A 19,577-nucleotide genomic window follows, 5' to 3' on the forward strand; every position below is an offset into this window, starting at 1 on the left:
TATGTTGCGCGCCGAAAACCTGAAGCTCACCTTCAACCCGGGCACCCCGATCGAGAACCGCGCCCTGCGCGGCCTGAGCCTGGAGATTCCGGCTGGCCAGTTCGTTGCCGTGATCGGCTCGAATGGCGCCGGCAAATCGACCTTCCTCAACGCGGTCAGCGGCGACCTGATGATCGACACCGGCCGAATCATGATCGATGACGCCGACGTCACGCGCAAGCCGGCCTGGGATCGCGCCCATCTGGTGGCCCGCGTGTTCCAGGACCCGATGGCCGGCACCTGCGAGGCGCTGACGATCGAGGAAAACATGGCATTGGCGATGGCACGTGGTTCGCGTCGCGGCTTCCGCCCGGCGCTGAACAAGTCGTCGCGCGAGCTGTTTCGCGACAAGCTGCGCCTGCTGAACCTGGGCCTCGAAAACCGCCTGACGGACCGGATTGGTCTGCTGTCCGGGGGCCAACGCCAGGCAGTAAGCCTGCTGATGGCATCGCTGCAGCCGTCGCGCATCCTGCTGCTTGATGAGCACACCGCGGCGCTGGACCCGAAGACGGCGGCATTTGTGCTCGAACTGACGGCCCGGATCGTCGAGGAAAGCAAGCTCACGACGATGATGGTCACGCACTCGATGCGCCAGGCACTCGACTATGGCCAGCGCACGGTGATGCTGCACCAGGGCCAGGTCGTTCTGGATGTGTCCGGCGACCAGCGCAAGGGGCTGGACGTGCCCGATCTGCTCAAGATGTTCGAGCAGACGCGGCATGAGCAGCTCGATGACGACGCGCTGCTGCTGGGGTAAATAGGCAAGCTCCCCTCACCCGCATTGCGGGAGGGGAGCTTACCTGTGGCAGTGCCTTATATCGTTCCCGCCTTATCCAGCCACTTCTTGAGCTGGTCGGTCACCGCAGTGCTCGAGAACGAGCAGCTATCCTGCGCGAACACGGCCGACATCTCCATCCTGCGCAGCAACTCTTCCATCGCCTGACCGAATACCGGCGGCAACGTCAGCGACGATGCGGAGGCACGCCACTGTTCGATCAGGTCCCCCACCGGCAGGCTGCCGGCGACGTGTGCGTCCAGCGCAGTCCGCATTGCGGCCAGCGTCTCCTGATTGGCGCTCATGAACGCGCCCTCCTTTCCTTGTAAAGTTCGCGGAACGTTCGGCCGCTCGGGGCCGGCATGTCACGTGTGTCCGTCCATCCCTTGCCCGCCATCGGCAGGCTCCCGATCAGCTTTCCACGGCCGCCCATGCGTGCGAGCAGGCGCGCACCCATACGCGTGACAAACGCGTACAGATCCGGGCGTCGTGCAATAAAACCCCAAGCCTGCAGTGCCGCCCGCTCCTGCCAGGGACGCAGGCGTCGTTCCATCTGTTTCTCGCGCAGCTTGCGCAGCAGATCGGACAGCGGGATCGACGCCGGACAGACGCGGTTGCATTCGCCGCACAGCGTGGCTGCCTGCGGCAGGTCCAGGGCATTCGCCAGCCCAACGTAACTCGGCGTCAGCACGCTGCCCATCGGGCCCGGATAAACCCAGCCATAGGCGTGCCCGCCGATCTTCTGGTACACGGGGCAGTGGTTCATGCAGGCGCCGCAGCGGATGCAGCGCAGCATCTCCTGGAACTCTCCGCCGATCAGGCCGCTGCGTCCACCATCGACGAGCACGAAGTACATATGCTCCGGACCGTCCTGCTCGCCCTCGGCACGCGGCCCAGTCAGCAGCGAAAAATAGTTCGAGATCGCCTGCCCCGTTGCCGAACGCGGCAGCAGCCGCATCACGGTGGCCAGATCCTCCAGCGTCGGCAGGACTTTCTCGATACCGGTCACGGCCACGTGCACGCGCGGCATGATCGTGCACATGCCCTCATTGCCTTCGTTGGTGACCACGGCCACCGAGCCGGTCTCGGCGATGATGAAATTCCCGCCCGTGACGCCCATGTCGGCGGACAGGAACTCTGGCCGCAGCACCTCGCGCGCTTCGCGCGTCATCTCGGGGATATCAGTCAGACGGGGCTTGTTATGGACCTTGGCGAACAGGTCGGCAATCTCGTCCTTGTCTTTGTGGATCACCGGCGCAATGATGTGCGACGGCGGCTCGGCATCGTTGATCTGCAGGATGTACTCGCCGAGGTCGGTCTCGATGCTCTGCACGCCCATCTCGCCAAGCACCTGGTTCAGACGCATCTCCTCGGTCACCATCGACTTGCTCTTGATGACCTTCTTCACGCCATGCTTTTGCGCGATTTCGCCCACTAGCCTCGCGGCATCGGCGGTCGATTCGGCAAACAACACCGTGGCGCCACGCTTTGTCGCGCTCTCCTCGAACTTGGCCAGCCAGACGTCGAGATTCTCGAGCGCCCGGTTGCGCCGCTCCTTCAACGCGGCGCGCGTGGCATCGAAATCGATGTCGCGGATCGCATCGGCGCGCGCGGTGACGAACTTGGTCGAGAGCTTCTTGAGGTTCTGCTGCAGGCGCTGGTCGGCAAGCTTCTGCCCTGCGCGCGCCTTGAATTCCATGCTGTGGACTTGCATCGTGGGGGCTCGTTGCGGGTCTTCAGGCGTCGCCAGCCAGCACCTGGGCAATATGCAGCACACGTGTGCGCGTATCGCCCGTGCGGCGCAGCCGGCCTTCGATGTTGAGGATACAGCCGAGGTCACCGAGCACCACGGCATCGGCCCCGCTCGACTGAATATTCGCGCACTTCTCGTCGACGATCGCCGTGGAGATGTTGCCGTACTTGACCGAGAACGTGCCGCCGAATCCGCAGCACGCCTCGCAGTCCTTCATTTCGGTCAGCGTCACGCCCGGCAGCTTGCCCAGCAGCTCGCGTGGCTGCTGCTTGACGCCCAGCTCGCGCAGCCCGGAACAGGAATCGTGATAGGTGACACGGCCGGCAAACGTGGAATCGAACCGGTCAATCTTTGCCACGTTGACGAGGAAATCGGTCAGTTCGAAGACGCGCTCCCGCAGGCGCTCGTAGCGGCCATGCAGTTCCGGTTCGTCGCGCAGCAGGTCCTGATAGTGCTGGCGAATCATGCCGCCGCAGGAGCCGGACGGCACCACCACGTAGTCGAACATCTCGAACTCGCGCAGGAATTTCTCCGCCAGGTCACGTGATACAGCGCGCTCACCCGAGTTGTAGGCAGGCTGTCCGCAGCAGGTCTGCGCCTCGGGCACCATGACCTCGTAGCCAGCCGATTCCAGCAGCTTCAGCACCGAGAACCCGATCTCGGGGCGCATGAGGTCCACCAGACAGGTGGCGAACAGTCCGATTCGCATCACTTCCCTTTTTCCAGACCCAGAAACATCGCAATTATGCCCCTTGCCCCCGCCGCTGCGGGCATCCGGCGCCGCAATCTTGTTCATCCCGCCGCACAATGCGGCTCACGCGAAATGTTCGGTCATCGCGCAAGCGATTGGAGGTTGATTTCAGTAATCGCGTTTCATCAGTTGAAATTTTCACGATGTGAGATAGAATCAGGCAAACGCTTAATTTGCCGCACGGCACAAATTTTCTCCATGGCAGAAGCAGACAAGTCACCCGGCAAGACCTCGATCCAGGTGATCGAGCGCATGATGACGCTGCTGGACGCGCTGGCCCAGCACGCCGACCCCGTCAGTCTGAAAGAGCTTTCGCTGGCCACCGGCCTGCACCCGTCCACGGCCCACCGGATTCTGAACGACATGGTGGCGTGCCGCTTTGTCGACCGCTCCGATCCGGGCAGCTATCGACTGGGTATGCGGCTGCTCGAGCTGGGCAATCTGGTCAAGGCACGCCTTTCGGTGCGTGACGCTGCACTGGCACCAATGCGTGCCCTGCACCGCGTCACCGGCCAGACCGTCAACCTGTCGGTACGTCAGGGCGACGAAATCGTCTACATCGAGCGCGCCTACAGCGAGCGCTCGGGGATGCAGGTGGTGCGTGCCATCGGCGGCCGCGCCCCGCTGCACCTGACCTCGGTCGGCAAACTGTTCCTGGCCGCGGACGAAGGCGCGCGTGTACGCAACTACGCCACCCGTACCGGACTGGCCGGCCATACGCGCACGTCGATCACGGACATCTCCAAGCTCGAACGCGAACTGACCTGGGTGCGCTCGAATGGCTACGCACGCGATAACGAGGAACTGGAACTCGGCGTCCGCTGTATCGCCGCAGGCATCTATGACGACTCGCGACGCCTTGTCGCCGGCCTGTCACTCTCTGCCCCGGCCGATCGGCTTCAGGATAGCTGGCTGCAGAACCTCAAGGACACCGCGCTGCAGATCTCGCGTGGCATGGGATATGTCCCCGAGCCTACAGCTTGATCGCCTGATCGCAGCCGAGGCAAACAAAAAACGCGCCGCCGGGTTTTCGCCCGGCGGCGCGTTTTTCTTGTACGGCCCAAACGCTCAGATGTCGTCGCTCAGGTTCCGTGCGACTGCTGCGAGACCAGGATCGCCGTGGGCGATTTAGGGCCCTGAGTGAGATTGGGATTCGATGGGAAAGGGCGCGGTTGCGCCGACGTCGCCGGTTGATGCTCGAGCCAGCTACGCACGCGCGTGGCATCGGCAAAGCGCGACAGCTTGCCAACCGAGTCAAGGAACACCATCACCACATTGCGATCATTCACGCGTGTCTGCATCACCAGGCACTGGCCGGCTTCGGAAATATAACCGGTCTTCTGCAGACCGATATCCCAGTTGCCGCCACGCACCAGGCGGTTGGTGCTGACGTAGTGCATCGGACGGCCAAACACGGTGACTTCGTGCTCGGGTTGCGTCGAGTACTCGCGGATCGTCGGATTGCGATAGGCGGCATTGACCAGGCGGGCCAGATCCATCGCGCTCGACACATTGCTGCTCGACAGGCCATTCGAATCGACGAAGTGGCTGTCACTCATGCCAAGCTCGCGCGCCTTGCGGTTCATCGCGCCAACAAAGGCCGGCAGGCCACCCGGATAGTTACGACCCAGCGCCGAAGCAGCACGGTTTTCCGACGACATCAACGCCAGCAGCAGCATCTCCTGGCGGGTCAGCTGGGTACCAAAGCGCAGACGCGAACTGCTGTGCTTCTCGGTATCGCGGTCTTCCTCGGTCACCGTGAGCATCTCGTCCATCGGCAGACGTGCGTCCATCACCACCAGCGCGGTCATCAGCTTGGTGATGGATGCGATCGGCAGCACAGCCGTGGGATTCTTCTGGAACAGCACCTCATTGGTGTTCTGATCCATGACCAGCGCCACTGACGATCGCAGGGCAAGCGCATCCTCGGTATCGCGCAGGCCCATCGCCTCGCCCAGCGACGGCTTGGACGGCACGAACGCCGCACGCACTGGCGCCGCGCGGCTTGCAACGACGGTACGTTTGCCGTTGCGCACGACGATCACCTTGCGCGGCGACGCCTCCGCCTTCGCGGAAGCCACCTTTTTGGTGGTTTTAGTGGATTTTGCCTGCTTTTTCGACGACGACTTCGTCGCAGTCGACGACGTCGCTGCGTACGAGGCCGGCGCGGCCAGCAGGGCAATGGACACGACCGCCGAAGTGGCGAGCGCGGTCAATTGGGGTAGGCCGAAGAATCGGGGCATGAGAGATTCGATCCGGAACATGATCTGATCAGCGCGGCTGCGGAATGGCGCTAGTTTAGGAAATTAAGAAATTGTTAGCAAGATTAATGACTTAGAAGCGCTCGTTAAAGTTTGGTTGGCAAACATTTCCACATCACGGGAAAAGCGCCTACTTCGTCACATTTCCGCAACTCCAAAAACAACAGCTGGGTCGGCTGCTGTGTAACTGGCATCACGTCGACAAACCATGTCGACATCCCCGCACAGCCAGCCACCCTTTACAAAATCAAAGTGCCCTCGGCGTCCATATCGGTCGATTTCGTCGATTCCTGAGGACACCGGCAGCGACTCAGGAAAGAAAACGCGCGAACCCGCTGACCGGTTCACGTTCCGTCGTCAATTGATTGGCCGTAGCCTCGGGGTCGGCATATCCAAGCGACATGCCACACACCACCATCTCTTCCTCCGGCAAACGCAAGTGTTGCCCAATGATCCTGTGGAACTGCGTAAAGGCGGCCTGCGGGCACGTATCCAGGTCACGTGCGCGCGCCGCCACCATGATGCTTTGCAGGAACATGCCGTAATCGAGCCAGCTTCCTTGTTCCATGATCCGATCAATCGTGAAGATCATGCCTACAGGGGCATCAAAGAAACGGAAATTGCGCGCATGTTGTTCGTGCATGCGCGCCTTGTCTTCGCGGCTGATCTGCAACAGGCTGTAAAGATCCCAACCAACCTTGCGGCGGCGCGCCAGATACGGATTGGTCCACTCGCGCGGGTAGTACGGATATTCCTCGCGGTACTTGGCATCACGCTCGGGATCCTCGTACGCGGCCAGCACATCCGCACACAGGCGGGCCTTGGCATCGCCGGCCAGCACATACACCTTCCACGGCTGGGTGTTGGTACCGGAGGGTGCGCGGCTTGCCACCGCAAGAATCTCCTCGACGGTCTCGCGTGGTACCGGCGTATCCAGGAATGCGCGGATCGAACGGCGCGTTGTGATGGCGCGATCGACGATCGCTGCGTCACCAGGGGTCGACATGCTCTGCGGTCTCCTTGTTTTTGTTAATGTGGTCACTGTGCCTGCTGGCCAATCACCAGCGCCTCGAGCGCCTGGCGCAAAGGCTGCGGCAGCGGCACTGGCCGGCGCGTTTCGCGATCGACATACACGTGCACGAAATGCCCTTGGGCGGCGGCGACGTCATCATCGTTGCAAAACAGCCCTACCTCGTAGCGCACGCTCGAATTGCCAAGCTTCGCCACGCGCAGCCCCGCCACCACTGTGTCGGGAAAACTCAGGGACGAGAAGTAGTTGCACTGCGTCTCGATCACCAGACCGATCGTCTCGCCCGCCTCGATGTCCAACACACCAGCCCGGATCAGGTACGTGTTAACGACCGTATCAAAATAACTGTAGTAGACAACGTTGTTGACGTGACCATAGACATCGTTATCCATCCAACGCGTCGTGATCGGCTGGAAGTGTGCGTAGGCACTGCGGCGGTCGGGTTCGGGCTTCATTGTTATTGGGGTCAGGAATGGCTCGGACAAACGGCACCGGCCAGATGCACGACAGCTCGATATGAGCGCACTGGCCGCCACAAGGTTCCAACGGATTGCAATCGATTCATGACACGCTCGCGCGTTCGGCGGCAAGCTGTGCGTGATACCGCGCGGCAAGCATGATGGTCTGCGTATGCACGGCGACCGTGTCCTCGATCTGGTTGCCATAGCCACCCGCCATGGCAACGGCGACCGGCAACCCACGCGATCGTGCCGCTTCGAACACCATGCTGTCTCGCTGCGCGAGACCGGCCATCGTGAGCTTCAATCGCCCCAGGCGATCACCCTCATGAGGATCGGCGCCGGCCAGGTAGATCAGCAGATCGGGATCGAATCGTGCGAACAGGGTTTCTAGCGCGGACGCCAGCGCGACGGCATAGGTACCGTCATCGCACCCATCCGGCAACCCGACGTCGAGATCGCTAGCTTCCTTGCGAAACGGGTAGTTCTTCTCGCCATGCAGCGACAGCGTGAATATCGTCGGGTCATCACGCAGGATCGATGCGGTACCGTTGCCCTGGTGGACGTCGAGATCGATGACCGCCACACGCCGGACGCTGCCGTCGCGCTGCAGGCGACGCGCCGCAATCGCCGCGTCATTGAATACGCAAAACCCCGCCCCTTTGTCCGCGTACGCGTGGTGAGTGCCGCCAGCCAGATTCGCCGCGATACCCTGCTCCAGCGCCACCCTGCAAGCGGCAATCGTCGCGCCGGCCGAGCGCCGGGAACGCTCCACCATTTCATGCGACCAGGGAAAGCCGATCTCGCGCTGACGCGCGGCATCGAGTTGGCCAATGGAAACGTCCTCGATATAGGCAGCGGTGTGGGCCAATGCGAGTGTTTCATCGTCGGCACGCGGCGCCTCTTGCAGTTCCACCCCGCCTACCTCGCGCACCACCGCATCACGCAGCATGCTGTATTTGCGCATCGGAAAACGGTGACCCGGCGGCAACGGCAGGACGAAATGATCGGCGTAAAAGGCAAGCATCGGGATCGGGCAGGATGAGCGGCCCGGAAAGTGCCTGAATGACATCATTATCCGACCGGGCAGTCAGCGATGGTAGCACTCCCCTCCCGCTGCGGCACACCAATCGCCGAAACCGCCAGAAAACGCCAGGATCTCCCGCGCCGCATCAAGCGACAGACTCAGGAAAAACCCTTAACCTACGCGCCATACGTCGACTTCTATGCGCTTTCGACGGGGTGTTCCGGGTGATTTTTTGTGCAACGCACAAAAACCGCTTGACACTCATCGTTGTTCTCTTAGAATTGCAATTGTTGCGGCGCATCAAAGCCTTCGGGCAGCGCCGAGAAACGAGACACACGCTCGGGCTGGCCAGGACACTGAAGTCATGGCTTTGACATCTGGGCGGCTTAATTTCACTTTTGCTTGACCTTGAAGCTCACCACTGGAGACCCGCAATGATCCTGACCCCGGAACAAGTTGCCGCCGCACAAAAAGCCAACCTCGAAACCCTGTTCGGCCTGACCTCGAAGGCTTTCGAAGGCGTGGAGAAGCTCGTTGAGCTGAACCTGCAAGTAGTCAAGGCCACCCTGGCCGAGAACGCCGACAACGCCAAGAAGGCGCTGACCGCCAAGGACGCCCAGGAACTGCTGGCCATCCAGGCATCGCTGGTGCAGCCGGTTGCCGAGAAGACCCTGGCCTACACGCGTCACCTGTACGAAATCGCTTCGGAAACCCAAAGCGAGTTCACCAAGGTTGCTGAAGCCCAACTGGCCGAAGGCACGAAGAACGTGCAAGCTCTGGTCGACAACCTGGCCAAGAACGCTCCGGCGGGTTCGGAGTCGACCGTAGCCATCGTGAAGTCGGCGATCTCGGCGGCCAACAACGCCTACGAGTCGGTGCAGAAGGCTACCAAGCAAGCCGTTGAAATGGCTGAGAGCAACTTCCAGGCCGCTGCCACCGCCGCGACCAAGGCTGCCCAGCAAGCCAGCGCCACGGCCCGCACCGCCACCAAGAAGTCGGCTGCTGCTGCCTAAGCATCTGTAATACCAACGCGCCGGCTCTGGCCGGTCCGTTGGCAAAACGCCCCGCCCACGCGGGGCGTTTTGCCAACGGAGGCAATCCCGATCGCCTCGTACCGGTGTCTCCTCGGTACCCGATTCCAAAAGGTATCGTTCAAGCCCGGCCTCTGACCACCAGAGGCCGGGCTTTTTTTCGTCGCGTTCTCCCCCAGTGCTCGCAGGAGAGTCGAGACAAAAAAAACCCGCCGAATCGGCGGGTTCTCTCACTACGGCGCCAGCAATCAGCGCTTGCGCGGCGGCGGCACGTCGGTACACACACCTTCGTAGATTTCCGCGGCCATGCCAATCGACTCGCCCAAGGTCGGGTGCGGGTGAATCGTCTTGCCAATATCCACGGCATCCGCGCCCATCTCGATGGCCAGGCAGACTTCGCTGATCAGGTCGCCCGCGTGGGTGCCGACGATACCGCCACCGATGATGCGATGGGTTTCCTCGTCGAAAATCAGCTTGGTGAAGCCTTCGTCACGCCCATTAGCGATCGCGCGGCCCGAAGCGGCCCACGGGAACACACCCTTGCTGTACTTGATGCCTTCGGCCTTGCACTGGTCTTCGGTCTTGCCGGCCCATGCCACTTCCGGATCGGTGAACGCCACGGACGGGATCTGCTTCGCGTCGAAGTAGGCCTTCTCGCCATGCGCGGCTTCGGCGGCCACATGTGCCTCATGCACCGCCTTGTGTGCGAGCATCGGCTGGCCGACGATATCGCCGATCGCGTAGATGTGCGGCACATTGGTGCGCATCTGCTTGTCGACATCGATGAAGCCACGGTCGGTCACTGCTACACCGGCCTTCTCGGCACCGATCTTCTTGCCGTTCGGGGAACGGCCCACCGACACCAGCACGGCGTCGTAACGCTGCGGCTCGGCCGGCGCGGACTCGCCCTCGAACTTCACGTAGATGCCATCCGGCTTCGCTTCCACGCCGACAGTCTTGGTCTTCAGCATCACGTTATCGAAGCGATGCTTGTTCACCTTGTCCCAGACCTTGACCAGATCGCGGTCAGCGCCCTGCATCAGGCCGTCGAGCATTTCCACGACATCGAGTCGCGCGCCGAGCGTGCTGTAGACAGTGGCCATTTCCAGGCCGATGATGCCGCCGCCAATCACGAGCATCTTGTTCGGGATGTCGCGCAGTTCCAGCGCGCCCGTCGAATCGAAAATGCGCGGATCCTCAGGGACGAACGGCAGCTTCACGGCCTGGCTGCCAGCCGCGATGATCGCCTTTTCGAAGCGGATCACGGTCTTCTTGCCATTGGTGGCCTTGCTGTCGCCTTCCGTTTCCTGCACTTCCAGATGATGCGGATCCAGGAACGTGCCGATGCCGCGCACCACCTGCACCTTGCGGGCCTTCGCCATTCCCGACAGACCGCCGGTCAGCTTGCCGACCACGCTTTCCTTGTAGTGCCGCAGGCCATCCAGATCGATCTTGGCTTCGCCGAACAGGATGCCGTGCGCGGCCAGTGCCTTGGCCTCGTCGATCACCGCCGCGTTGTGCAGCAGCGCCTTCGACGGGATGCAGCCCACGTTCAGGCAAACGCCGCCCAGGGTGCCATAGCGCTCGACCAGAACGGTGTTCATGCCGAGGTCCGCCGAGCGGAATGCCGCCGAGTAACCCCCGGGGCCTGCGCCCAGCACCAGCATTTCGCACTGCATGTCGGCGCCACCGGCATGCGTGGCGGCCGCCGGAGCCGCTGCCGGCGCCGGAGCAGGCGCAGCCGCGGGCTTGGGCGCCGCCGCCGGCGCCGGGGCAGGAGCCGCCGCCGCGCCACCTTCGACGGTGCAGATCAGCGTGCCCTTCGCGACCTTGTCGCCCACCTTGACCTTGACGTCCACGACCTTGCCGGCGGCCGACGACGGCACTTCCATGCTGGCCTTGTCGGACTCCAGCACGATCAGCGACTGTTCTTCCTCGACCGTGTCGCCAGCCTTGACCAGCACCTCGATCACTTCCACCGCGTCGAAATCGCCGATATCCGGCACCTTGACTTCGATCACACTCATGTTCTTCCTCCTGGGATGCGCGCCCTGCCCGCCTTGGGATCAGGCCGCGCCGTCTTTGTTGGTTGCCACTTGCAGCCGTACCGTGTGCACGTCGATCGGTGCCGCCGAACTCTTGTCGAACTCGATACCCGCTTCCACGCCGATCCTCGCGATCGCTCCGGCATCCAGGTCCGTGCGGTCATACACCGCGTGCATGGCGCCGAGCGCGTAGTTGCGGCCCGAGCCAATGCCCCAGAAACGATCGAACGAAAACACCTCGCGGTACGAATAAACGCCGAAAATGCCGCCCGAATTGGCGATCAGGCAGACGATCTGCGATGACTCGTAGGGGTCGTCCTCGTCTTCCTTGGTGTTGATGAAATACTCGTTCTTGAGCTTTTCATGCACCTTGAGAAAGGTTCGGAACACATCGTCACGGGTATGCAGCCGGCATTCCTCGCCCATGCCCGTCAGCAAGCTGCGCATGACCGGGAAATGCGCGGTGGTGCCTGCCAGCCCGACGAAGCTGTCGCCAACGGGAATCACCTTCTGGTTCCGCTCATAAGCGCGCGACAGCCGCGTATCGCCGAATGTCACCAGCGCATCGGCACCGATCGCCACCTCGTCACCTTTCCTGACGACAACGCAGGTAGTCATGGCTCGCCCCTTGAATGCAATGCAGACGCGCCCGCCAGGTTCGCTGGCGGGCGTTGCCGATGCTTACAGCAGAATCCGGCGGAAATCCGCCAGCAGCGCCGCGAAGTACGTGTTGAAGCGTGCGGCCTCGGCACCGTCGATCACGCGGTGATCCCACGACAGCGACAGCGGCAGCGTCAGGCGCGGGGCGAACTGCTTGCCGTCCCACACCGGCTTCATATACGACTTGCACACGCCCATGATGGCCACTTCCGGCGCATTGATGATCGGCGTGAAGTACGTGCCACCGAGGCCGCCGAGCGACGAGATCGAGAAGCAGCCGCCTTGCATCTGGTCAGGCTTCAGCTTGCCGTCGCGCGCCAGCTTGGCCAGATCGCTCATTTCCTGGCTGATCTCGAGCACGCCCTTCTTGTCGGCGTCCTTGATCACCGGCACGACCAGACCGTTCGGGGTGTCGGCCGCGAAACCGATGTTGAAGTACTTCTTCAGCACCAGGTTGTCGCCGTCCAGCGAGGCGTTGAAGTTCGGGAACTTCTTGAGCGCCGCAACGGTGGCCTTGATCATGAACGCAAGCATCGTCACCTTGATGCCAGTCTTCTCGTTTTCCTTGTTGAGCTGCACGCGGAATGCCTCGAGCTCGGTGATGTCCGCTTCGTCACAGTTCGTGACGTGAGGGATCATGACCCAGTTGCGATGCAGGTTGGCGCCAGAGATCTTCTTGATGCGCGACAGCGGCTTCGACTCCACTTCGCCAAAGCGCGTGAAGTCCACCTTCGGCCACGGCAGCAGGTCCAGGCCCACGCCCGTGCCAGCGGCGGCAGCCGGTGCGGACGGCGCGCCAGTCTGGCCGCTCATGACGCTCTTGACGTAGTTCTGCACGTCTTCCTGCGTGATGCGGCCCTTGGGAGCGGTGCCCGGCACACGCGACACGTCGACACCCAACTCGCGCGCGAACTTGCGCACGGACGGGCTGGCGTGTGCGGCCTTGCCGGTCGTACCCTGCACCGCTGGCGCGACGGCCGGCGCGGCAACAGGTGCCGGCGCCGCGGCCGCCGGTGCGGGCGCGGGAGCGGCAGGCGCCGGGGCGGCTGCCGGGGCCGGAGCTGCTGCGGCAGCACCGCCAGCAGCTTCCAGGATCAGGATCAGCGTGCCTTGGGCGACGTTTTCACCGACCTTGACCTTGATTTCCTTGACCGTGCCGGCCTGCGGCGACGGCACATCCATGGTGGCCTTGTCGGACTCCAGCGTCACCAACGCGTCTTCGGCGTTGATCTGGTCACCCACCTTGACGTGGATTTCGATGACCGGCACGGCGTCGTAGTCGCCGATATCGGGCACCTTGACCTCGACCGTGCCACCACCAGCAGGGGCAGCGGCCGGAGCCGGGGCAGCGGGAGCCGCCGGCGCGGGTGCCGCGGCGGCAGGGGCCGGAGCTGCCGGAGCAGCAGCGGCTGCGGGAGCCGGAGCGGCGGCAGCGGCGCCTGCGGGCTCGAGCATCACCAGCACGGAGCCTTCGGAAACGCTATCGCCCACCTTGATCCGGACTTCCTTGACCGTGCCGGCCTGCGGCGACGGCACGTCCATGGTGGCCTTGTCGGATTCCAGCGTCACCAGCGCGTCTTCCGCGTTGATCGTGTCGCCCGGCTTCACGTGCACTTCGATGACGGGAACGGCGTCGTAGTCGCCGATATCCGGCACCTTGATTTCAATCGCTTGACTCATTCAGTGTCTCTCCTGGGCAGCCGGCACTCTGGCCAGATACGACAAACGCGACAAACGCAATCGGCGAGGTTACTCTCGCCACACGCATCTGTCACGCTGCCGCGCATCACCATTCGCCGTGGTGCGCCGCCGGGTCAGCCGGTGGCACACTGCGGCGCGGCGGGTGCCGCGCTGCGGGGGTTCAGTCGTGCAAGTCCGGGGTCAGACCGACATCGGGTTCGGCTTGTTCGGGTCGAGGTTGTACTTCTTGATGGCCTCGGCCACCTTCTCGCGACCGATCGCGCCTTCGTCAGCCAGCGCCTTCAGCGCGGCCACCGTGACCCAGTAGCGGTCCACTTCGAAGAAGTGGCGCAGCTTCTCGCGGGTATCCGAGCGGCCGAAGCCATCGGTGCCCAGCACCACGTAGCGACGCGGCACGAACGGACGGATCTGCTCGGCGAACGCACGGATGTAGTCGGTGGACGCGATGACCGGACCGCGCACGCCCTTGAGCTTCTGGGCGACGAACGATTCGCGCTGCGTGCCGGTCGGGTTCAGCAGGTTGTGACGCTCAACTTCCTGGCCTTCGCGGGCCAATTCGGTGAAGCTCGGGCAGCTCCACAGATCCGATTCCACGCCCCAGTCCTTCTTGAGCAGGTCGGCGGCGGCGATCACCTCGCGGAAGATCGTGCCCGAGCCCAGCAGTTGCACGCGCGGCGCGTTGCTGTTCTCCACGCCCTTGCGGAACTGGTACATGCCCTGGACGATGTCGCGTTCCACGCCAGCCGGCATTTCCGGATGCTCGTAGTTCTCGTTCATCACCGTCAGGTAGTAGTACACGTCTTCCTGTTCGGCATACATGCGGCGCAGGCCGTCCTGCATGATCACGGCGAGTTCGTACTGGAACGTCGGATCGTACGAGATACAGTTCGGGATCACAGCGTGGAACACGTGCGAGTGACCATCCTCGTGCTGCAAGCCTTCACCGTTCAGCGTGGTGCGGCCAGCGGTGCCGCCCAGCAGGAAGCCGCGCGAGCGCATGTCGGCGGCGGCCCAGCACAAGTCGCCGATACGCTGGATGCCGAACATCGAATAGTAGATGTAGAACGGGATCATCTGCACGCCGTGCGTCGAGTACGACGTGGCGGCGGCGATCCAGTCGCACATGGCGCCGGCTTCGTTGATGCCTTCCTGCAGCACCTGACCCGTCTGCGATTCCTTGTAGAACATCAACTGGTCATGGTCTTCCGGCACGTACTTCTGGCCTTCCTGGTTCCAGATACCAACCTGGCGGAACAGGCCTTCCATGCCGAAGGTGCGCGACTCGTCCGGCACGATGGGCACCACGTGCTTGCCGACCTGCTTGTCCTTGAGCAGCGTGTTCAGGATACGCACGAAGGCCATCGTGGTGGACACTTCGCGGCCTTCGCCAGTGGCCTTGAGCAGCGCTTCGAACGCCGACAGCTCGGGCACCTTCAGCGCCTCGGCCTTCATACGGCGGGCCGGCAGGTAGCCGCCCAGGTCCATGCGCGCCTTGCGCATGTACTCCAGTTCCTTCGAGCCTTCCGGGAAGGTCAGGTACGGGACTTCTTCCAGCTTGTCGTCCGCCACCGGGATGTTGAACTGGTCGCGGAACGCGCGGATCGCGTCCACCGGCATCTTCTTCTGCTGGTGGGCCACGTTCATGGCCTGCCCGGCATCGCCCATGCCATAGCCCTTGATGGTCTTGGCCAGGATCAGCGTCGGCTGGCCCTTGTGCTCGCTAGCCGCCTTGTAGGCCGCGTAGACCTTGTGCGGATCATGGCCGCCGCGGTTCAGGCGCCAGATGTCGTCGTCGGACCAGTCGGCCACCATGGCCTTCAGTTCCGGCGTATTGAAGAAGTGCTCGCGCACGTAGGCGCCGTCCTTGGCCTTGAAGGTCTGGTACTCGCCGTCCACGCATTCCATCATGCGCTTCATCAGCAGGCCCTTGGTGTCGCGCTGCAGCAGCGGATCCCAGCGGCTGCCCCAGATCAGCTTGATCACGTTCCAGCCCGAGCCACGGAATTCCGATTCCAGCTCCTGGATGATCTTGCCGTTGCCGCGCACCGGGCCATCCAGGCGCTGCAGGTTGCAGTTGATCACGAAAACCAGGTTGTCCAGCTTCTCGCGGCCGGCCATGCCGATCGCGCCCAGCGATTCCGGCTCGTCGGTCTCGCCATCACCCAGGAACGCCCATACCTTGCGGTCGCCGGCGTTCACCAGGCCACGGCTGGCCAGGTACTTCATGAAGCGGGCCTGGTAGATCGCCATGATCGGGCCCAGGCCCATCGACACGGTCGGGAACTGCCAGAAGTCCGGCATCAGCCACGGGTGCGGGTACGACGAGATGCCCTTGCCGTCCACTTCCTGACGGAAGCTGTCGAGCTGTTCGGGCGTCAGGCGGCCTAGCAGGAAGGCGCGCGAGTAGACGCCCGGTGCCGAATGGCCCTGCACGAAAACGAGGTCGCCGCCGCTCTGCTCCGACGGGGCGCGCCAGAAGTGGTTGTAGCCCACGTCATAGAGCGTGGCCGCCGAGGCGAACGACGAGATGTGGCCGCCGACGTTGGTGTGCTTGTTGGCACGCAGCACCATGGCCATCGCGTTCCAGCGCGTGTACGAGCGGATGCGGTGCTCGATGTCCTGGTCGCCGGGAATGCGGGCCTGCTGCTCCACCGGGATGGTGTTGATGTACGGCGTTTCGGCATGGAACGGCTGGGTAACGCCGTTCACGCGCGCGTATTCGATTTGCTTGTCGATCAGGAACGCGGCGCGCTCGGTGCCTTCCGCGTTGAGGACGCCCTGCAGGGCGTCCAGCCATTCGTGCGTTTCCTGGGGATCTGCGTCGTTGGCGCTGCTGGCGCCGAGGATCTGCTCTGGTACAGCGGACATGACTGTCTCCTGGTGAATTCCTGCCCGGTGCCCACACAGCGAAGCGCGGGACTCCAGCGGCCGGTCTTGACGGTTTGTGACGTCGCGGCGGAGCGCCAAGCCTTGCCCTGGCATCGGTAGGCCAAAGCCGGATCCTCCGTGGGGCTGATGACGCGTTCATCGCCCGGATCCTGTACTCAGCAAGCGCAGTGCGCCCGCCCGCATTGATCGGTCGAAGCGATTCTATGGAAGCACAGCAAGTGCTGACAAGCTAAATTTTCAGATTACGAAGTCATTTCTTATAATGTGAAATATTGCGGCAGTGCATCAGAAATCGCATCGTGTCCGTCTCGCAAGGCCTCGCGACCAGCGCGCAAATACTGTGCCGTGTAGGCGCTTTCCCCAAGCGACGCACCGCAATAAAGTGGATAAACTGCTCGGTCAGCCGTCAATCCCCTATGCAGTTTCTCAAACGAATTCTCTCCGGCCTGCGCACGGCCATTCTGCCTCCGAACCCTGCCGGCGCCGTCAGCGATGCCCCTCACGGGGTAGTCCATGCCGACCGTAGCAACGGTGGCAACGCTCATGGCGCCCCCCAGGTCGAGGCACAAGACAGCACCGATGGCACGGACGGCGGCACGCCGCTGGCCGCCGCCCCCCGCCGCCTCTGGATCACGCGCTGGCGCAATCTCGTCGCTACGAGCTGGTTCATGTTCATCCCGCTCGTGGCCATCGTGCTGTTCACGGTAGCGATGGGCGTCATCCTCTGGTCGCTCCACGAAACCGAGCACCAGCAGCAGCGCGACGCGCTGTACCGCGACGCCGCCTGGGCGCAGCAGCGCGTGCGCCTGTCCCTGCTGAGCAACCAGGACCAGTTGGCCTCGCTGGCGCGGGATATCGCGGCCGCGCAGCTCGACCAGGGCGCCTACCGGACGGCCGCACAGGAAATCCTGCGCGAGAACCCGGAGATCGTCTTCATCAACTGGCTCGACGCCACGCGGCGCGGCCGCTGGTCGCTGCCATCGACGTCGGAATTCGCCGCCCGCCTGCGCGAAACCGCCGATCAGCCGCTCGAGCCCGAGGTCCTGGACACGTTCGACGCCGCGCGCGAGACCCAGCGTGTGGTCTATTCCCGGCCGCTTATGAACGATCGCGGCGACAGCTTCATGCTGATGGAAGTGCCGATCGTGCGCGATAACGAGTTCCTGGGCACGCTGGGCGCGCTCTACTCGATCAACGGCATCCTGACGCACCTGCTGCCACCGGAGCTGACCGAGCGCTACCGCTTCTCGCTGATCGACAAGAACAACCAGACCCGGGCCAGCACCTCGGTACGGCCGGTACCGGGCAATGCCCTGTCCTACGAGGTCCTGCTCGACCCGCCGGGCCATTCGCTGTCCCTGCGCGCCGACGCCTACCCGCCACCCTCGAACCTGCCCAACAACATGCTGCTGTGGCTGGTGGTTGGCCTGTCGTGCTTCCTGCTGTGGAGCCTGTGGAGCATGTGGCGCCATACCAGCCGCCGCTCCGAAGCCCAGCGCGCCCTGCTGGCCGAAACCTCGTTCCGTCGCGCGATGGAAAACTCGATGCTGATCGGGCTGCGGGCACTGGACCTGAACGGGCGAATCACCTACGTGAATCCCGCGTTCTGCCGCATGACGGGCTGGACCGAGAACGATCTGGTCGGCCGCGTGCCGCCCTTCCCGTACTGGCCGCCCAATGACCAGCAGGAGATGCAGAAGCAGATCGACCTGACGCTGCAGGGCAAGTCGCCGGCCACCGGCTATGAAATGCGCGTCATGCGCCGTGACGGCAGCAGCTTCTTCGCCCGCATGTACGTATCGCCGCTGGTAGACGGCCGTGGCCGCCATACGGGCTGGATGAGCTCGATGACGGACATCACCGAGCCGAAGCGCGCCCGCGAGGAACTCGCCGCCGCGCACGACCGCTTCACGACGGTGCTGGAAAGCCTGGACGCGGCTGTATCTGTGCTGGCCACGGACAAGGCCGAGTTGCTGTTCGCCAACCGCTACTATCGGCAGCTCTTCGGCTGGGAAGCCGAGGGCCACCTGAAGCTGGCCGGGGACGACTTCGACAAGGACCAGATGTCGAGCGACAACACCGACTTCGTCGATGCTTATGCCGGCCTGCCCGCCTCGGAACTGATGCCGTACGCGTCCGACGCCCGCGAGGTGTTCGTGCCGGACATGCAGAAATGGTTTGAAGTGCGCCGCCGCTATATCCAGTGGGTGGACGGCCACCTCGCGCAGATGCAGATCGCCACCGACATCACGGTGCGCAAGGCAGCCGAGGAAATGGCGCGCCAGCACGAGGAACGCCTGCAGTTCACGAGCCGCCTGACCACAATGGGCGAGATGGCGTCGTCGCTGGCGCACGAGCTGAACCAGCCGCTGGCGGCCATCAACAACTACTGCATGGGCGCCGTGGCTCGCCTGCATTCGGGCCGGAGCACGCCGGAAGACCTGATCCCGGTGCTGGAAAAGACCTCGGCACAGGCAGTGCGCGCGGGCACGATCATCAGCCGCATTCGCGGTTTCGTGAAGCGTAGCCAGCCGCAGCGGCGCGAAGCCTCGCTGCACGACATCGTGGCCGATGCCGTGGGCCTGGCCGACCTGGAGGCCGCGCGGCGCCGCGTCACGATCCTGACCCGCCTGCCGACCCCGCCGCTGATGCTCTACGTGGACCCGGTGCTGATCGAGCAGGTGCTGGTCAACCTGCTCAAGAATGCCGTGGAAGCGATGGCCGGCATGCCGGCCCTGCGCGCCGCGGGCGTGGTACGGTTGCACGCGCGCGTAGAAAACGTCGAATTTGGCCAGAGCGTCTGTATCGACGTGATCGACCAGGGCCCCGGCGTGGACGAAGCCACCAAGGAGCGCCTGTTCGAGCCGTTCTTCAGCACCAAAGCGGACGGCATGGGCATGGGCCTGAATATCTGCCGTTCGATCATCGAATCCCATCAAGGCCGTCTGTGGGTAGAAAACAATGTGGACGGCATCGGCTGTACGTTTAAAATCACCCTGCCGCTGCAGCCTGCGCTACCCGAACAGTAACGGGGATGCCCTCGGGCGAAGCGGACGACCCTCTGCCGCGGGGCATCGGGAGGTCGTCCGGATCGTTCACCCGGGGTGTTGCGCACTGCCGCTGGCGGTTACACTTCGTTGCAAACGACTTTGCCCCA

15 protein-coding genes are annotated in these 19,577 nt (G+C 63.4%); 4 read left to right on the top strand and 11 right to left on the bottom strand.

The features are described from left to right. The first annotated feature begins 1 nt into the window (after window position 1). Window positions 2-796 carry an ABC transporter ATP-binding protein gene (locus WD006_RS15500; RefSeq protein ID WP_011515985.1) on the top strand — a complete coding sequence of 265 codons (795 nt, stop codon included), beginning with the start codon at window positions 2-4 and terminating at the stop codon, window positions 794-796. Between the two features lie 56 nt (window positions 797-852). Here the strand turns inward: WD006_RS15500 and WD006_RS15505 are convergent, their stop codons facing one another. From WD006_RS15505 to WD006_RS15515, 3 genes are read right to left on the bottom strand one after another with little or no spacing between them, the layout of a single operon-like run. Then, window positions 853-1,119, bottom strand: a complete 267-nt coding sequence (locus WD006_RS15505; RefSeq protein ID WP_008648602.1) for a hypothetical protein — start codon at window positions 1,117-1,119, stop codon at window positions 853-855. Beyond that, on the bottom strand, window positions 1,116-2,528 hold the full coding sequence (locus WD006_RS15510; protein ID WP_011515984.1) for a LutB/LldF family L-lactate oxidation iron-sulfur protein: 1,413 nt from the start codon (window positions 2,526-2,528) through the stop codon (window positions 1,116-1,118). Before WD006_RS15510 ends, WD006_RS15505 begins: the two co-directional genes overlap by 4 nt. Window positions 2,529-2,550: 22 nt before the next feature. Then, on the bottom strand, window positions 2,551-3,276 hold the full coding sequence (locus tag WD006_RS15515; RefSeq protein ID WP_029308115.1) for a (Fe-S)-binding protein: 726 nt from the start codon (window positions 3,274-3,276) through the stop codon (window positions 2,551-2,553). A 240-nt stretch (window positions 3,277-3,516) separates the two neighbouring features. Between WD006_RS15515 and WD006_RS15520 the strand changes: the two genes are divergently transcribed. After that, complete coding sequence (locus WD006_RS15520; RefSeq protein ID WP_008648598.1) at window positions 3,517-4,302, top strand: IclR family transcriptional regulator; 786 nt, start codon at window positions 3,517-3,519, stop codon at window positions 4,300-4,302. Between the two features lie 98 nt (window positions 4,303-4,400). On the opposite strand, the gene pbpG is transcribed toward WD006_RS15520, so the two are convergent. From pbpG to WD006_RS15540, 4 genes are all read right to left on the bottom strand, one after another. Further along, entirely contained in the window at window positions 4,401-5,582 is a 1,182-nt protein-coding gene (gene pbpG, locus WD006_RS15525; protein WP_011515982.1) for a D-alanyl-D-alanine endopeptidase, read from the bottom strand. Window positions 5,583-5,889: 307 nt separating this feature from the next. After that, complete coding sequence (locus tag WD006_RS15530) at window positions 5,890-6,585, bottom strand: nitroreductase (RefSeq protein ID WP_008648595.1); 696 nt, start codon at window positions 6,583-6,585, stop codon at window positions 5,890-5,892. A gap of 32 nt (window positions 6,586-6,617) precedes the next feature. Next, a complete protein-coding gene (locus tag WD006_RS15535; protein WP_024570904.1) occupies window positions 6,618-7,064 on the bottom strand; it encodes an acyl-CoA thioesterase in 447 nt (148 codons plus the stop codon). Window positions 7,065-7,170: 106 nt separating this feature from the next. Beyond that, window positions 7,171-8,094: a histone deacetylase family protein gene (locus WD006_RS15540; protein WP_104669778.1), complete on the bottom strand. Its 924-nt coding sequence runs from the start codon at window positions 8,092-8,094 to the stop codon at window positions 7,171-7,173. A gap of 434 nt (window positions 8,095-8,528) precedes the next feature. Between WD006_RS15540 and phaP1 the strand changes: the two genes are divergently transcribed. Beyond that, complete coding sequence (phaP1, locus tag WD006_RS15545) at window positions 8,529-9,107, top strand: TIGR01841 family phasin PhaP1 (RefSeq protein ID WP_011515979.1); 579 nt, start codon at window positions 8,529-8,531, stop codon at window positions 9,105-9,107. Between the two features lie 266 nt (window positions 9,108-9,373). On the opposite strand, the gene lpdA is transcribed toward phaP1, so the two are convergent. From lpdA to aceE, 4 genes are all read right to left on the bottom strand, one after another. Further along, on the bottom strand, window positions 9,374-11,152 hold the full coding sequence (lpdA, locus tag WD006_RS15550) for a dihydrolipoyl dehydrogenase (RefSeq protein ID WP_029308118.1): 1,779 nt from the start codon (window positions 11,150-11,152) through the stop codon (window positions 9,374-9,376). Between the two features lie 39 nt (window positions 11,153-11,191). After that, the gene (locus tag WD006_RS15555) at window positions 11,192-11,788 is read right to left on the bottom strand and encodes an MFS transporter (RefSeq protein WP_011515977.1); all 597 of its coding nucleotides are present in this window, start codon (window positions 11,786-11,788) and stop codon (window positions 11,192-11,194) included. 63 nt (window positions 11,789-11,851) lie between these two features. Further along, a complete protein-coding gene (gene aceF / locus WD006_RS15560; protein WP_029308119.1) occupies window positions 11,852-13,510 on the bottom strand; it encodes a dihydrolipoyllysine-residue acetyltransferase in 1,659 nt (552 codons plus the stop codon). A 201-nt stretch (window positions 13,511-13,711) separates the two neighbouring features. After that, a complete protein-coding gene (gene aceE / locus WD006_RS15565; RefSeq protein WP_008650425.1) occupies window positions 13,712-16,399 on the bottom strand; it encodes a pyruvate dehydrogenase (acetyl-transferring), homodimeric type in 2,688 nt (895 codons plus the stop codon). 437 nt (window positions 16,400-16,836) lie between these two features. Here aceE and WD006_RS15570 point away from each other — a divergent pair, with 437 nt between their 5' ends. Next, window positions 16,837-19,449, top strand: coding sequence for a PAS domain S-box protein (locus tag WD006_RS15570; protein WP_029308120.1), 2,613 nt, complete (start codon window positions 16,837-16,839; stop codon window positions 19,447-19,449). Window positions 19,450-19,577: the final 128 nt, after the last annotated feature.

It is taken from the genome of Cupriavidus sp. Met-2, from assembly GCF_049843575.1.
GTDB classification, from domain to species: Bacteria; Pseudomonadota; Gammaproteobacteria; order Burkholderiales; family Burkholderiaceae; genus Cupriavidus; species Cupriavidus metallidurans.